The sequence below is a fragment of the Veillonella parvula genome (assembly GCF_040094895.1).
In the GTDB taxonomy this organism is placed as follows: Bacteria; Bacillota; Negativicutes; order Veillonellales; family Veillonellaceae; genus Veillonella; species Veillonella parvula_L.
In genome coordinates this window covers 346,802-361,767 of sequence record NZ_JBBNGV010000003.1, presented here as the reverse complement: position 1 = coordinate 361,767, position 14,966 = coordinate 346,802, and the positions used below count along the sequence as shown (strand labels likewise).

The following is a 14,966-nucleotide window of genomic DNA, read 5'->3' as shown; positions in this document are numbered from 1 at the left end:
TATGGCAAATTATTTTATTAGAAAAGAAAATGATTTCATTTATTTTGTTGAATTGAAGAAAGAGTTTTATGAGCCTAAAGCTGTTATGTATGCAGCGAATATGTTTATAGATCAGTGCCATATTAAAGTTGATGAAGTAGACTTTGATACTGTTGGTGTTTGGTTTAAGTTAAAATTAGAGGCTGATAAAGACAAGTTGGAAAAGTTATTGGGCGACTTTTGTAATAAAGCATTAAAAAAACAGGTTCAAATTGACTTAGATGATAGATTCGGTAAACTTAGGGAAATTATTTATCATAAAGCTTTTGATAAAGCAGGAGGGATAGACTAGTGTCAGCACTTCCTGAATTACATTATTTACCATTTGGGTTTACAGAGTTACCAAATGGGATAATGCTCTTAGTTAATCAAGGTGGAGAACATTTATTTATAAATCGTGATGACTTCAATCATATTTTAGATAACGATATTGATAGAAAATCAGACTTTTATTTTGCGTTAAAGGATAAACAGTTTTTAGCAGATGATCATGACCTTGAGATTCAACTTGATGTATTAGCTAATCAATTAAAGAGTAGAAAAGCATATTTAGATGATTTTACATCATTACATATGATTGTTGTAACAGCACGGTGCAATTTTAATTGTCGATACTGTCATGCCAGTAGTGCAAATGAAAAAGAGCACGATTTAGATTTAGACTGGTCTACTGCAAAGTATATTGTGAATAAGATTTTTGAATCTCCATCACCGATTATAAAAATAGAATTTCAAGGCGGCGAACCATTATTAAACTGGCCTATAATTAAAGATATTGTAGAGTATGCAGAAATAGTAAATCGGATTGCTAAGAGACGATTGGAATTTGTTATTTGTACTAATTTAACATTGGTTACTAAAGATATCTTAGAGTATTGTAAAAGTCATAATATTGCAATCTCTACATCTCTTGATGGAGATCAAGAGATTCAAAACTTTAATCGTAAGCCACGAGGCCTTATTGATGGATACAAGGTATTTGAAGAAAAATTAGCTTTAACCAGATCTATTTTAGGTCAAGATGGTGCGTCACCATTGCTTACTGTTAGTAAGACTAATTTAAATAGTTTACCTCTTGTTGTTGATGAATATATTAAACATGATTTTCATGGGATTTTTATTCGTGCTCTAAATCCTTATGGTAATGCTGTAGATAATGTAAATACGTTAGGCTATTCAACGGAAGAGTTTCTCAAAGCTTATAAGAATGCTTTAAACTATATTATTCAAAAAAATATAGAAGGGTACCATTTTATTGAGTATTATGCAGCATTGCTATTAGAACGTATTTTGACACCTTTTAGTACTGGATTTGTCGATTTGCAATCTCCATGTGGCAATATTATAAGTGGCGTTATTTATGATTATAACGGCTATGTTTATGCCTCAGACGAAGGGCGCATGTTAGCACGACGTGGAGATAAACGGTTCTGTTTAGGTCATGTAAAAGATAATACTTGGAATGAGCTCTTCAAAGGTGATATTGCTAAAGAGGTTGTTAAAGCTTCCTGTGTTGAGTGCTTACCTGAATGCGCAACCTGTGCATATCAATTGTATTGTGGCGCAGACCCTGTACGATATTATGCTGAAAATGGGACTCTTGAAGGGCATAGACCAAGTAGTAGTTTCTGCCAGAAAACTAAAGGTGCTTTAGACTATATTTTCTATTTACTAAGTTTAAATGATGATAGAATCAATAAAGTCTTTTTGTCATGGATTAATTATTGAGGTTGATAATGTTAAGTACAAAAATTGAAGGTATTAATATCGAACAACCCTATATAGGTAAAGTGTATATAGAAGATGACTTAATTATTTGTAATAATGGTCAGCTCAAATTAACACTTTCACCAAATGACTTCCTTAATTATGAATCAGGCGATATTGTCTCTATTATGCCAGATGGGATTGTTTCTATTTTATATCGTACTAGCTGGCAAGATTTAACACTCTTTATTACAAATCAATGTAATAGTGCTTGTATTATGTGCCCTCAAGTCTGTGATAATTCTGGTCACTTTTTAGATATGAATTTACAAATACTTGAGTTAAGACCTGAGAATGTAAAGCATATAGGCATTACTGGTGGAGAACCTACTGTTTTTCCTGATGTAGTTGTTGAGTTATTAAATCGGGTTCATGATATATATCCAGATATTCCTGTCTCTTTTTTAACTAATGGACGTGCATTTAAAAATATGAAATTAGTTGAAAAAATTACGAGTATTGGTCATTCTAAATTACTTTTTTGTATTCCTTTATACGCAGCAAATTATGAGCAGCATGATTATATAGTTGGTAGTAATGGTGCATTTGTTGATACTATTAAAGGGATTTTTAACTTATTTAGAATGAGGCAGTTAGTAGAGATTAGAACTGTTTTGTTCAGTAAAACTATAGGTAATATAAAGTTACTAGCTGATTATATATCTAGGAACCTACCATTCGTACGACATGTTGCTATTATGGGGATGGAATATAGTGGATATGCAGCTAAAAATAGTGAGGAATTTTGGATTGATCCATTTGACTATAAGGACATACTTGATTCTGCAACATTGTCATTGTATAGCCGAGGTATGATGACTTCTATTTATAATATACCTTTATGTTTGCTGACAGAACGTGTGCGTTTTTTAGCAAGAGACAGTATCTCCGCTTGGAAAAAAGCATATCCTGTTAGCTGCAATAGTTGTAACGTAAAAGAACAATGCTGTGGTATTTTTGAAACATCTATTAATATAAGTGGACATATTACTCCTTTATGAGGAGTGGTGGGGAGATATATTTAAATATAGAAAGATTTAAATCGCAATATTAATTTAAATAGAAGTTAGATCTACTTCTGTAGTGTATATTAGTGATATAAATATGAGTGTAGTATAGATTTTGACGAAGTGGTAGAGCGCAAAATCTATTTGTTTTAATTGCTATGTTTTTTATAAGTAAGTATATATGGTAATTTAAAAACTGTTTTCTTAGTAGATGGATTTTAATGTTCTTTGTGTAGTATGAATAAATAATGGGAATAAATTATTAAACTATAGATTAGATAAACTTATAGTTAAAACATACTAGGTTTCTATGATTTTGTTACAATAAAATGATTGGTAGCTATAATAATCTGTAGGAATTGTCAATCTGAGGTTGAGAGTAGGTGGGAGAATAATATGAAATGTAGAGTGAAGTTATTTGTGAGTATATGTTTTAGTATTATGTGCTTATTTTTTACGTTAAGTGTTGAAGCTTATCAAACATCATTGGATAGTGTTATTCATGTCTCTCAAAAGATTGCAGGTGATTGGTATGATGCCAATGGTAATAAGGTATTAAGTATTTCAAATGGTTATATTAATGGGTGTCGTATTGTGGATGGTACTGATTTCGCAGGGGGGTATCCAGGTTTAGGTGTTTTTATTATTCAAGAGGAACAAGGTAGAAAGGCTATTCATTTAGAATGGTTAGGGTTTGATGAGCATAAGACTTTGATCATGAATAAAAAAGATCAACTAACAAGTAAACTTCCAAAAGAGCATTATGAATCTGTTCATGGAGTGTATTTGGGTATGACTCGACAACAGGTTATTGACTTGCTAGGTATACCAAATTTTATTGATAAAATATATGGTCGTGAGATATTAAAATATACGGACTTAGGTTTTCAAATTAGGACCGAGTATAATATGGTTACAGAGATTACACTTACTGGTAAAGGTGCTCATTTGGATAAGTCTGGATTGGGGATTGATTCTTCTATGGTTGATTATTACAACTTCTATCAATTTAATAAAATGCCATCTGAGCTTTCAAAGGATAAATATCAATTACCATTTTCTATTGGTCATGGTGAATTTATATTCTTTGGTGGTAACGAGGTTTCGCTTACTATTTATAATACTTAATATTGTAAAAGTAACCAGATATTGTGACTATAATATAGTAAGAAGGTATGAGTAGGTGTTACTCCTATGAGATCCTAGTTATAAATAGGCACGTTCTCAAGAGTATAGTATATATACTGATGAGAACGTGCCTTTGCTGCATTACTGGATGTGGTTATTGTTTTTGGAGCTTTAGTGCCCTTATTTGCTTTACAAAAGACAAATAGCCCTCCGTTGCCTAGTGTAACTAGATAACTGAAAGGCCATTTCTTCATGTTTTTATGTAACTAGAGATGAGCCTGACGGTACGACTCGTCTGACTATCTTCTTATATTATAATAAGGTTATTATATATCGTCAAATTATGATGAACACGTGTATGGCATACAGTTTGATAATGTCGTTGTAAAATAAGAAAAACTCCTATTGGCTTTCACCGATAGGAGTTTTTGGTTTTATAATTGTAATTTTATAGTACTTTTAGGTCTATTATTAAGTCACAGATTATAACAAACTGATTATATTTCTTTTACATCATCAGGTATAGCCGGTGGAGCCGGTGGTTTACCCATGGATCGTTCAATGAACACGACAGCCACAAAGACGATGAGGCTGACGATGGAACCGAAGATGATGGACATGATGCCATATGGGTTGCCAACGAATTCCCAGTACACGCCTGCGATGGAGCCGAGCACGATGGACCAAATGCCAGCGCCAGCTGTTGCATTTTTCCAAGTGAGGCCAAGTAGGAATGCAGCGAATGGGCCAGCGGATCTCATTGTGAAAGCAAATACGAGCATCGGAATGATGGCTTTGCTTACGAGGGAGATGATGATGGCGATGATGCCAAGGAATAGTACGCACAGACGGCTGTAATTTGTGAGCTGAGCATCAGTGAGTCTTTTACCAAAATGATGTTCCACAATATCCTTGGTAAATACTGTTGCGGCACCTAAGAGGTCGCCTGCGCCTGATGAAAGCGTAGCCGAAACGACCGCAGCCATAACGAAGCCTGCCATTACAGGAGGCATGAGGTTAAGCGCTACCGTTGCCACCGCATTGTTCGCTTCGATGTTCGGAAACTCAGCCAATGCTACGAGGCCTAAAACCGCAGGAACAAAGGCGAATAGAGCCATGATAATCCCACAAATGATAGAACCGAGAACGGCCGTTTTTTCGTCCTTCGCCGCAAAGTACCGTTGAACGGATTCTTGGCCGGTGGAGAAGGTCATGAAGTACATAATGATGAGGCCGATGATGGTTTTCCAACCAACCTTTGTGAAGCCTAGCTGTTCAGGTGGCAATTTCGCCACTACCGATTCCCAACCGCCCACATTGTGCAATACGAATGGCACCGCGAGGGAGAAGCCCCCAACGAGAACGAAGAAATGGATAACGTCCGTCATCGTAACGCTCCACATACCGCCGGACATGGTGTAAATTACGAGTACCGCGCCACAGATGAGGATGGCGAGCTCTGTTGAAAGCCCTGTGAGAACGCTAATAATGGTTGCGGTTGCCGTAATCTGTACGCCTGCTAGTGTAATCGTTGCCAGCATGGACAGAATAGACGTAATGAGATGGCTAGACGCGCCGAAACGACGGCCGATGATCTCTGGTACTGTTGTTGCCATGGCACGCCGTAAGAGCGGTGCAATGAAAGCAACGAGGATAACACCAATCCCTGCAGATACTACATACCAACCTGCAGATAAACCCCAAGAACCATACGCTTTTGCTGCTACACCTACGGTGCTCCCACCACCGATTTCCGTAGCTGCTAATGTGCCTGCCGTCATAAGAACCCCAATACGACGACCTGCGAGTAGATAGTCAGTACTATCTTTTACACGAATATGACAATACACGCCGACTAATAAATTCAGTAATAAATAGGCGCAAACAATAACCCAAATAATAGTCAGAGAATCCATATGACACCTCCAAAAATTTACACTATCTAGAGATTCATACTAAATCACCCTTACTACTTGCGGTGCATATATCAAGTATAGTTTAATTATCCATAAAAACTGGGGAAAATACAAAGAGGAGTTTTATTGCTTGTTGGAGAATATATATACATTGGGAATAAAAAAATCCCGTTATTAACGGGATTTTTGGAGCTTTAATAGCTCTTATTTGCCTTACAAGAAGCAAATAGCCCTCCGTTGCCTAGTGTAACTAGATAACTGAAAGGCCATTTCCTAATGTTTTCCTGATTTAGAGATGAGCCTGACGGCACTACTCGTCTGACTATCTACCTATATTATATGAATAAAGATATATATCGTCAAATTGAGATAAATCTTATAAATATCAATATAGGTAAATCCTATATACTAAATTATAAAATTATTAATCATAGGCACAGCCTTATTTGCATAGTATACTTATGCTAATAAGGCTGTGCTTATTTTATTGAGAGACAAGATTCATTTTTTGAGAGAGGTTTTTATGATTCAACGTATTTTGATGCTAGCTCTTGTGTTGCTGGCTTTCACCATGCCTACAGAGGCAATTACATTTCAGGATCTGAAGACATTACCACAGTTTAAGTTGGTTCATCAGCATGAGTATGAGAAATCGAGTGCTATTGTTAATGATGGTGGTGGTATGTATGTGTATTTAAATACCTATTCTGTGGAGGTTCAAAAGTATGCGCCACCACAGTATACATTAAGTGCTATTTATTATGTGGTACACACGTCGCACTATCAGGCTGAGATTATGGAAAATAAGCTTACTGTTAATTATGATGCAAACTATTCATTGGCGACTTTGATTAAATCATCTAATATGATGAATCCTAGTCCATCTATGTTGGCTTTGATTGAGGCTAGTGAAAGTAAGTCTGGGTTATTTATGTCTAGTACAGACAGTGCGATTTATACATTAGATGGTGCGCTTAAAAGGACTCCGTCTTTAAAAAATACTAGAAATCTTCCAATTCATCGAAAGAATATTCTTATGTATGATTTAGCTGATGCAATGTTTATGGCTGCCTATCAGCAGCATTTTGATGATATTGTGGTACAGTGAGGTGGACGATGAAACGCATATATTTATTTTCACTATGGTTACTAGTCTGCCTCGTATTACCGATACAAGGTCAAGCCGTATCACAAGCTGAGTTACTAAATCCGCAGCATTATCAGCATATCAACTCAACTGTTGATTCTGGCCGAGGAGATGGCAAATACTTGGACCTCAGTTCCATTAAAGCTGTGGATGCACCCGATGGTCATCGACGTGTGGAGGCGTCTATTTACGTCTTAATGCCTGCATCAAATCTCATTCAAGGCATTCAACTGCAATATGATTACGACTTAGAGCGATCCTTACGTCATTTGATCACTATTCATGACAGCGGATTACAACAAGGCGCTAATACGCCGTATATCTCTATTTGGCGTGCAAAACAGGAAAATTCCGGTATTATAGGGACCGTTAACGGTGGCATTGCTTTTAATAATGAAGGTGAAACACGCCGTCAACGACTTCAAAAAGAACATTTAGAAGCGATGATATTACCACCTCAATTTGGAATGGAACGGTATACAATAGCAAACATAATCTATCAGAAGGCCTATGGAGTGGCCTATGATGATGAGCCGTGATAGGTTATGAACAATACGAGAATGGTTCAAGCAGTGGATAGACTTAGGTGGATAATTAAACTTGTTTTTGGACTCTTGTTAAAACTTATACTTTTGCTTATTTGGGGGCTCTCTCTTTGGAGCTTTAGTAATCTGCTGTACGATCGATATGTATTAGAAGCATATCCATTGAGGGATTATCTTCCAGTATTGATATTTACCTTTGGGAATATTTGTATTTTGCCGGGGATTATTTTATGGTATGAAAAGATTTATCCCGCATTTGATAAACCTAATATATATTATAGAGTGAAAGCCTGGTACATTTCTCTAAAAGAGCGATCTTTAGTGGGAGCATCTATCTTTTATAGTATAGATTTTGTTATAAAGCTAGGGCTATTAATGTATGGCACTCTTATTGTTTTAGCTGTTGTTATTTTTGTGTCTCTTACTTGGCTCCAGTTCTGATTATTACTGGACTGATTCTTTATTAGCTCTTAAAAGCTCCTAAACACTCATATTGGATTTCTGATATATACTAAAATATAAAATTATTAATAATAGGCACAGTTTTGTTTGCATAGTATACTTATGCTAATAAGGTTGTGCTTATTTATTTTATAAAAATTGAGAGAGGGTACTATGTTACGTAAAAGTTTGATTATGATGGCGCTAGCAACTGCTTTCACCATGAACGTAAACGCTGTGCAAATCAAAGTGCCAGAGGGGCAACCACCTATGCCTGGGGCGGATGCGAGTATTCCTGCTAATGCGTATGAAAATTATCGTCATATTAATGAAAAGGCGATACAAGAAGCAGAGGCATTTAGTGCCAAAGTACAGACGACCGTAGAGAAACCAAGTATTGCGGTAGAAAAGGTTTTCAAAGAGAAATCTGGATTGGCTAAAGCGGTTAAGCTGGGGGAGTACTCACAATCTACTGTCATCTTACTTCATGATGAAAAGAATAATATCCGTTTAGCTGTTCCAAATATTAGCTTGCGTGGAGACACGGTTGAATCTAAATCGAGTGACGGTCCTTTATTTGTGGTTCGTGGTTTTACAAGTATTTTGATGGTGGGGCCACCACATGGTAAAGAATTTAGTAAACGTATGCACAATGAAGGTGTCTATAGCTATCCGAGCTTAGAAAATGCATCTTGGAAAATCCTTAAAGCCAAGACACATGTAATGTATACAGAGTTTACGCCTAAGAACACGAACACTACCTATGGTATTACATATCTTGGAGGTGGTGATGTGAAGGAACCATACCAAGATAAAATAGCTGAAGTGGTAATGAGTAATTATATTATTCCATCTATTGAATCTCTATCTAGGCTGGATAATTATAGTCATGTTAAACATTGGGACAATTTCAGTTATCGTATTCCTAAAAAGGCTAAGTTAGTGAGCGAGGCTTTGGAAGATAACAAATATGAGGTTCGTACTTATGAAGATGCAGGCATTAAGATCCGTGTGTTACGCTTTCAAATAGACCCTAATGTTGTCGATAAAAGTTTGGCAAAAAAACAAATTTTTGCATTTTTGAATAAATATGGTGACCTCGAGGCGCCTACACAGTATGCAACAGTTTGGAATAATGGTCTTCCAGGCTTCCTAGTTGATCGCTATAAATCTAATGGGGAATCCTATTTACGCCATTTTACAAAGGATTCTGAATATTATTATAGTTATCGCATTGACTATGATGAAAGCAAATCTTCGTATAAGCATAAACAATTGCGCGATATGGTTGAGTATGTAGATTTTGATAATGTTGAAAGTTTACGAAAGGCACCTCAATGGCGTATAAGTGATAGCCATAAAAAGAAGCTTGATGCGGATCCAATCTTTAATCCGTGGTATATGGAATGGATTAAAATATTAACTCAATAAGATTATGTATAAAATAAGTGGTTTGAGTTGTTCATAAAATAGTTCAGGAGAGAGATTATGAAAAGAAAATATTTGATTACAGGGCTTGTTATAGGCCTGCAATTGGTAAGTGGTTATAGTTATGAATCGGATGCAAGTTGGCTGAGTAAAACTTGGGACCGCCTTGAAACAAATGCAGCGAAGCAGTCTTATGATTGGCCAAAAGCTGAGCAATATACTCATTATGCGGGCGGACAAATTGTAGGAGCCAACTTACCAGAAGAGGATATGATGGTCCTTGGTGTTTCATTAGGTAATACCTTTGATAGTGTAAAAGCTAGTTTAGGACAGCCTACTAAAGAAACTAGTAGAGGACTTACCTATGGTGGTGTTACATTTGGGAACTTTAAAATGGATGGTGTGGGCCCTATTGTTACTTATATGATGATTGAGAATCGTGATGCTACTACACATAGAGGTATTGCCGTAGGCGACTCCATGCGAAAGGTCCTTAATGTATATGGCAGACCTGATTTAGTGGATACTAACAATCGATGGTTTTATGGGAAATATCGCTATCGAAATGATATGATGCATGGCATACAATTTGAACAAAAAGGCGATAAAGTCAGTAAGATTTTGATTTATAAATGATTATATTCTTACCATATCTATGAAAAAAAGCCGAGCTTTTAATCATTAGAATTAGCTCGGCTTTTATTGGTTTATTCATATATTTATATAATATGGTCTTTATTGTATCGTATATTAGTTTGCTCTATAATAGACTTAGGATAGTTAGACGAGGTTGGGCCTCTCTTCGCTTTTGAAGGGAGGGGTGCTTATGAGTGGGTATAAAATCATTATGGTTATCCTTGGGATTTTATCAGTCATGATATCCTTTGGAGCACTTGTGGCGCTTATTTGTTTAGAAATAGCAAAATAGCCCTTCGTTTCTTCGGAAATTAGATAAAACGAAAAGGCCATTTCTACATGTTTATATGTTACTAGAGATGAGCCTGACGCAACTACTCGTCTGACTATCTACCTATATTATAGGGGTAAAGATTTATATCGTCAAATTGAGATAAACTGGAGGTCCTTATGAAACCATTTGAAACAAAAGATTATAAAGCTTTTACCATGTTTGAGAATCGTTGGGCTCTTGTTACGGCTGGAACGCTTGATGATTTTAATACGTGTACGGTTAGTTGGGGCAGTATGGGCAATATATGGGGCCCTAATGGTGGCGATATATCCACGGTGACAGTGTACATTCATCCAGCGCGTTATACTCAAGAGTTTATGGCGAAATATGATACCTTTACAGTTAGCTTTTTCCCTGAAAGTTATCGCAAGGCTCTTGGTTATTTAGGTTCTCATTCTGGCCGCGACGAAAATAAGGTGGCAAATTCTGGCCTAACACCAGTTGCGGCAGGCGATGGGGTGACTTTCAAAGAAGCAGAGTTAACATTTGTGTGTAAAAAGCTATATGAACACCAATTCGATGAAGCTCATTTGGCAGAAAAGATAAAAGATTATTACGCATCTAATCCTGCTGTATATACACAAGCTGGGCATGATCGTTGGGAACCACATTATATGTACATTGGTGAAGTAGTTGATGCCATAGAGGGCTAGTCTGTCCACATAACAAATGAAGACATACATACAATTCTTTGGGATACCGTGAATGCTGTATCTTAACTAAGTATATTTTAGTTTTCTAGTACTAAAAAAGTCGAGCTTCTATCGTTTAGTTGCTCGACTTTTGTTAGTTAATTCATATATTTGTATAATATAATGCTTATGAAAGCTATTTTATAATGGTGTTGATATAGGTCGTCTATGCTTCTGGAAATAGAACATGTTCTTGCATTTTAAAACTAGGATTATTGGTAGAATCAAAGAACTCAATCATATTTCGTAATTTTTGAACCTCTTCAGCATGTAAAAAACTTGGATAAAAGATGATATAGGTAAAGCTATAGGTCCCATCATAGGAGTTAAAGGTTAGGATGTGATCATCCTTATGAGGTGTATAGATGTGTGTGGATAATCCAGGAATATTATTATTCCATATAGCGGCATAATTAATATAATCTGATGTTGGCTGGGAATAGTAAATATCCCAGAACGTATCTAAATTAATTTTAAAATTGTAATGACCGTTTACAACAAGTTCACGCGCATATGGGTTTTTAGGAATATTATTAGTAGAAATAAAGAATGTTATGTCCCCCTTTTTGTAGTATCTAATATCTTGGTACTCGGTGCCCTTTTCCTCACCTATGTATATAGCGTCTTTTGGTACACGGTATTGTACACCGTTTAAGCTTTCTATGCGTGAATATTGATTTAATTCATTTAGGTTTTGTACAGAGGGAAGCACATAATTTGCTAATAATTTATCTGTAGGAACCTTGTTCAGAACGGGGTTGTTATCATAATAGACAAACCCTGCGTGATATAAAGGATAATGCATGTTATAGCCCTTAAATTTAAAATTAATCGTGTCGATGGTGAGCGTTGTTTTTTTACCGTTTTTAAGGTGTGGCATTTTCATGCTATCCCAAGTGCTGTAGGTAATAGTAGGATATGAAAATACAGTACCCTTTATATCAGAAATCTGTTTGGAGGACTTTCGTTTCGCATTGTCTTGCAAGAAATTACGGACGTCTTTGTCTGTTAGCTTTTCATAAGCTATTTTGGTGTTGCGCCAGTCGTAATCTTTAAAATCTGCGTAGTCAATTTCTAAATCGAGACTTCCATTATTGGTTAAAACTCGATAGTCCTCAATGGTTCGACTTGGATTTTGGTAACGTCCTGTATGATAATCACTTTTTATGCCCGCTACGGGGAATGAAAGGCGAATTTGGTTGTATTGATCATGAACGGAAATGACCGTATTATGGTAATTTTGGACCGCGATATATAGAGGCTGCTTTAGTATACTCAATTTCGTTTTTATTAATACCGTTAGCCTTGTCCGTTAACTTTAATGTTTTCACATAGTTTGCTACATCCTTTTCAATATCAGGGTTCGCGGTTTGGTAATTTATGTAGGCATCCTTGGAAATCTTAGAATCTGCACCAGGAATATTAACATCGATGGCTCCTATTGGTGATAATATAGTGCTCATGATGAAAGCACACGCTAATAGTGGTAGTTTAGTCATGGTGATATCTCCCGCTTACATTTTCGTATTTATTGGTATTGTAGTAATCCGTAGGCTATTTTATTAAGTATAATTATATAACTAAATGACTATATTTTTAAGTGACATGGAGCGTGTTTTACTTACATGCTACTACTTCCTATAAGACATGAGTGCTTTTTTATAGGTGTTGTAGCGTTAGGTTCTGATTTCAGTGTGAGTATGTTAATATTAGGTCTATAGGTTATTTATAGTTTGAGAGGCTAGGAGAGAAACATGAAAACAAAATTTATTGCAATTAGTTTAGGTGTGGCTTTATTATTAGCTAGCAATGTGAGTTCAGTTGCCGATGCTAGTTGGTTAAGTAAAGCTATGGATTGGTTGGAAACGAGTAATGCTAAGCTTTCACCAACTTGGCCCAAAGCGGAGCAATATCGTCATTATCGGCCAGGGCAAGCTATTGGAGCCCCTTTGCCTGATGAAGATATGAGAATTGCCGGCGTTTCACTAGGCACGTCCTTTGATGCGGTAAAAGCTAGTCTAGGTCAGCCGACGAGTGAGAAACGTGATGAGCTCACTTATGGGGGCATCAAATTTGGACATTCTTTGATGCAAGATAGTCGTCCTATCGTGTGGTATATGATTGTCAGCAATCGTGATGCCGTGACTGCTCGTGGCATTGCTGTTGGCGATTCCTTGAAAAAAGTGATGGATATCTATGGTCGTCCTGATTTTATAGACTTTAATAATCGATGGTTCTATGGATATCTACGCTATAACAGTGACAATATTGTAGGTATATTTTTTGAGCACAATGGCAGCAAGGTGACGAAAATTATTATTAGTGACAACTAAACCGCTTTTATTAGTGAAAGTCTTAATACATATATGCAGCCCTTTATCTATTAAAATTGATAAAGGGCATTTTAGAATGATAAAATAAAGAGGGATGGCTTATATAGTGACTTCTTTTGTTAATCAGTATTATAAATAGTGTAAATTGATAAAATTTTTATAAAATATAATCCCACAAGAACTACAAAATCTGATATAATATTAGTATGAAAATCGACGTATATAAGGACTGGAAAAATGGTGTGTATGAAGTGATTTTCTAGCCTAGAAAATCGCTATATCCTTGGTATTCAGTCGATATAATCGGAATGTTGTATATATGAAATGACTACGCAAATGCGTAGTTTTTATTATTTCTTGTTTGGTGTAGGTAGTCCCATGAGTGTAGTGAAGCCCTTATTATGGCTATTAGAACCGTATATCGTATACAAAGCCTATTTGTGGGGTACCCGTTTCATGGCACAACCCTTCACGTGGGAAGGCGAATTAGATTGGTTTGCTTTTATGTTAACCCTATTGCTCGTCATTGATGTGGTGGCGTTGCCCTTGGTGATCTTCTATTGCCCTGGTTTGAATCCTGGGGTACGTGTTCCAGACTGGATTCGCCGTTTAGGAACGCCTATTTACACCGTCCATAATTGGCTTGATAGTAAAGTAGGTGGCGACACATCTACGCCGATTGTATGGCTTCGTAAAGCCTTGCATTCCTTGCTTTTATTCATTTATTATCTAGTGCCATTTTATGTGGGTGGTCATCTCGTAATGGGCCTCGTAGTAGCGCTCATGTATGACGTCCTCGTATGGGCTCATGGAGGTGTGTGATGACGACTTGTGAATGGCCGACGACGCCTTTATATCAGGATTACCACGATTACGAGTGGGGCCGACCAATTCATGATGACCAACATCAATTTGAACATCTTTGTCTTGAAAGTCTCCAATGTGGTCTCAGTTGGCTTACGATTTTGAATAAACGAAACATCATTCGAGCATGCTTTGATCATTTTGATATTGATGCGGTGGCTGCTTATGGTGAAAGCGACATTGAACGCATCATGCAGACGGAGGGGATGCTTAAGCATCGTCCTAAAATTGAAGCCATTATCAATAATGCTGCTGCTTTTAAACGTATTCAATCTGAATTTGGTTCGTTTTGTAACTATATTTGGGGGTTTACCAATCATAAAACGATTATTTATGAAAACCATCCAGAAGGTCATTTTCCTACAAAGAATGGTTTATCTACGCGGATAAGCAAAGACTTAAAGCAGCGGGGCTTTAAGTTTGTAGGTCCTGTTACAATTTATTCGCATCTACAAGCTAGTGGCCTTATCAATGATCACGGTAAAGACTGTCCTTGCTTTGAGGAGATTAATAAAACAGCAGATATCGTACGGTTACCTGTAGACGATGAAGCGTAAGGGCGATAAGTATAAATTAGTTAACAATAGTTTTTATGCATACTTGTGTTTACATAATTGAATTTGTTGTTATGTGGAATTGGGTGTACACTAAAGTCGATGAGGCGATAGCGACTCATCTCATGTCGGCCC

At 36.5% G+C, this 14,966-nt stretch carries 14 protein-coding genes and 1 pseudogene; 13 read left to right on the top strand and 2 right to left on the bottom strand.

All coding sequences use genetic code 11. The features are described from left to right. Nucleotide 1 precedes the first annotated feature (1 nt). The 4 genes from AAAT26_RS07685 (at nucleotide 2) to AAAT26_RS07670 (ending at nucleotide 3,941) form a co-directional block, all read left to right on the top strand. Nucleotides 2–331 carry a His-Xaa-Ser system protein HsxD gene (locus AAAT26_RS07685; RefSeq protein WP_349209063.1) on the top strand — a complete coding sequence of 110 codons (330 nt, stop codon included), beginning with the start codon at nucleotides 2–4 and terminating at the stop codon, nucleotides 329–331. Next, nucleotides 331–1,767 (top strand): His-Xaa-Ser system radical SAM maturase HxsB, encoded by a 1,437-nt coding sequence (gene hxsB, locus AAAT26_RS07680; protein ID WP_311574092.1) that lies wholly within the window; start codon nucleotides 331–333, stop codon nucleotides 1,765–1,767. The genes AAAT26_RS07685 and hxsB overlap by 1 nt, the downstream gene beginning before the upstream one ends. Nucleotides 1,768–1,775: 8 nt before the next feature. Beyond that, entirely contained in the window at nucleotides 1,776–2,807 is a 1,032-nt protein-coding gene (gene hxsC / locus AAAT26_RS07675) for a His-Xaa-Ser system radical SAM maturase HxsC (RefSeq protein WP_311574090.1), read from the top strand. A gap of 402 nt (nucleotides 2,808–3,209) precedes the next feature. Then, the gene (locus tag AAAT26_RS07670) at nucleotides 3,210–3,941 is read left to right on the top strand and encodes a hypothetical protein (protein ID WP_311574088.1); all 732 of its coding nucleotides are present in this window, start codon (nucleotides 3,210–3,212) and stop codon (nucleotides 3,939–3,941) included. A gap of 497 nt (nucleotides 3,942–4,438) precedes the next feature. On the opposite strand, the gene AAAT26_RS07665 is transcribed toward AAAT26_RS07670, so the two are convergent. Continuing rightward, nucleotides 4,439–5,857, bottom strand: coding sequence for a sodium:solute symporter family protein (locus AAAT26_RS07665; RefSeq protein ID WP_311574086.1), 1,419 nt, complete (start codon nucleotides 5,855–5,857; stop codon nucleotides 4,439–4,441). Between the two features lie 523 nt (nucleotides 5,858–6,380). Between AAAT26_RS07665 and AAAT26_RS07660 the strand changes: the two genes are divergently transcribed. The 6 genes from AAAT26_RS07660 (at nucleotide 6,381) to AAAT26_RS07635 (ending at nucleotide 11,041) form a co-directional block, all read left to right on the top strand. Beyond that, entirely contained in the window at nucleotides 6,381–6,965 is a 585-nt protein-coding gene (locus AAAT26_RS07660; RefSeq protein ID WP_101928884.1) for a hypothetical protein, read from the top strand. An 8-nt stretch (nucleotides 6,966–6,973) separates the two neighbouring features. After that, nucleotides 6,974–7,543 carry a hypothetical protein gene (locus tag AAAT26_RS07655; RefSeq protein WP_349209062.1) on the top strand — a complete coding sequence of 190 codons (570 nt, stop codon included), beginning with the start codon at nucleotides 6,974–6,976 and terminating at the stop codon, nucleotides 7,541–7,543. 6 nt (nucleotides 7,544–7,549) lie between these two features. Then, on the top strand, nucleotides 7,550–7,990 hold the full coding sequence (locus tag AAAT26_RS07650) for a hypothetical protein (protein WP_349209061.1): 441 nt from the start codon (nucleotides 7,550–7,552) through the stop codon (nucleotides 7,988–7,990). Between the two features lie 174 nt (nucleotides 7,991–8,164). Continuing rightward, nucleotides 8,165–9,421 (top strand): hypothetical protein, encoded by a 1,257-nt coding sequence (locus AAAT26_RS07645; RefSeq protein ID WP_349209060.1) that lies wholly within the window; start codon nucleotides 8,165–8,167, stop codon nucleotides 9,419–9,421. A gap of 57 nt (nucleotides 9,422–9,478) precedes the next feature. After that, the gene (locus AAAT26_RS07640; RefSeq protein WP_349209059.1) at nucleotides 9,479–10,054 is read left to right on the top strand and encodes a TonB-dependent receptor; all 576 of its coding nucleotides are present in this window, start codon (nucleotides 9,479–9,481) and stop codon (nucleotides 10,052–10,054) included. 450 nt (nucleotides 10,055–10,504) lie between these two features. Further along, nucleotides 10,505–11,041 carry a flavin reductase gene (locus tag AAAT26_RS07635; RefSeq protein WP_349209058.1) on the top strand — a complete coding sequence of 179 codons (537 nt, stop codon included), beginning with the start codon at nucleotides 10,505–10,507 and terminating at the stop codon, nucleotides 11,039–11,041. A gap of 205 nt (nucleotides 11,042–11,246) precedes the next feature. Here the strand turns inward: AAAT26_RS07635 and AAAT26_RS07630 are convergent. Next, nucleotides 11,247–12,579, bottom strand: a pseudogene (locus AAAT26_RS07630) (hypothetical protein). 255 nt (nucleotides 12,580–12,834) lie between these two features. Between AAAT26_RS07630 and AAAT26_RS07625 the strand changes: the two are divergent. The 3 genes from AAAT26_RS07625 to AAAT26_RS07615 all read left to right on the top strand — a co-directional run bounded on the left by AAAT26_RS07625 (nucleotide 12,835) and on the right by AAAT26_RS07615 (nucleotide 14,834). Then, entirely contained in the window at nucleotides 12,835–13,413 is a 579-nt protein-coding gene (locus AAAT26_RS07625) for a TonB-dependent receptor (RefSeq protein ID WP_349209057.1), read from the top strand. Nucleotides 13,414–13,791: 378 nt separating this feature from the next. Continuing rightward, nucleotides 13,792–14,235, top strand: a complete 444-nt coding sequence (locus AAAT26_RS07620; protein ID WP_302010178.1) for a hypothetical protein — start codon at nucleotides 13,792–13,794, stop codon at nucleotides 14,233–14,235. Next, complete coding sequence (locus tag AAAT26_RS07615; RefSeq protein ID WP_288581439.1) at nucleotides 14,235–14,834, top strand: DNA-3-methyladenine glycosylase I; 600 nt, start codon at nucleotides 14,235–14,237, stop codon at nucleotides 14,832–14,834. Before AAAT26_RS07620 ends, AAAT26_RS07615 begins: the two co-directional genes overlap by 1 nt. Nucleotides 14,835–14,966 lie beyond the last annotated feature (132 nt).

Excerpts from the sequence above, each read along its gene's own strand:
- AAAT26_RS07685 (WP_349209063.1), top strand. The coding sequence starts at position 2 with ATGGCAAATTATTTTATTAGAAAAGAAAATGATTTCATTTATTTTGTT.
- hxsC (WP_311574090.1), top strand. The coding sequence starts at position 1,776 with ATGTTAAGTACAAAAATTGAAGGTATTAATATCGAACAACCCTATATA.
- AAAT26_RS07670 (WP_311574088.1), top strand. The coding sequence starts at position 3,210 with ATGAAATGTAGAGTGAAGTTATTTGTGAGTATATGTTTTAGTATTATG.
- AAAT26_RS07665 (WP_311574086.1), bottom strand. The coding sequence starts at position 5,857 with ATGGATTCTCTGACTATTATTTGGGTTATTGTTTGCGCCTATTTATTA.
- AAAT26_RS07660 (WP_101928884.1), top strand. The coding sequence starts at position 6,381 with ATGATTCAACGTATTTTGATGCTAGCTCTTGTGTTGCTGGCTTTCACC.
- AAAT26_RS07655 (WP_349209062.1), top strand. The coding sequence starts at position 6,974 with ATGAAACGCATATATTTATTTTCACTATGGTTACTAGTCTGCCTCGTA.
- AAAT26_RS07650 (WP_349209061.1), top strand. The coding sequence starts at position 7,550 with ATGAACAATACGAGAATGGTTCAAGCAGTGGATAGACTTAGGTGGATA.
- AAAT26_RS07645 (WP_349209060.1), top strand. The coding sequence starts at position 8,165 with ATGTTACGTAAAAGTTTGATTATGATGGCGCTAGCAACTGCTTTCACC.
- AAAT26_RS07640 (WP_349209059.1), top strand. The coding sequence starts at position 9,479 with ATGAAAAGAAAATATTTGATTACAGGGCTTGTTATAGGCCTGCAATTG.
- AAAT26_RS07635 (WP_349209058.1), top strand. The coding sequence starts at position 10,505 with ATGAAACCATTTGAAACAAAAGATTATAAAGCTTTTACCATGTTTGAG.
- AAAT26_RS07625 (WP_349209057.1), top strand. The coding sequence starts at position 12,835 with ATGAAAACAAAATTTATTGCAATTAGTTTAGGTGTGGCTTTATTATTA.
- AAAT26_RS07620 (WP_302010178.1), top strand. The coding sequence starts at position 13,792 with ATGAGTGTAGTGAAGCCCTTATTATGGCTATTAGAACCGTATATCGTA.
- AAAT26_RS07615 (WP_288581439.1), top strand. The coding sequence starts at position 14,235 with ATGACGACTTGTGAATGGCCGACGACGCCTTTATATCAGGATTACCAC.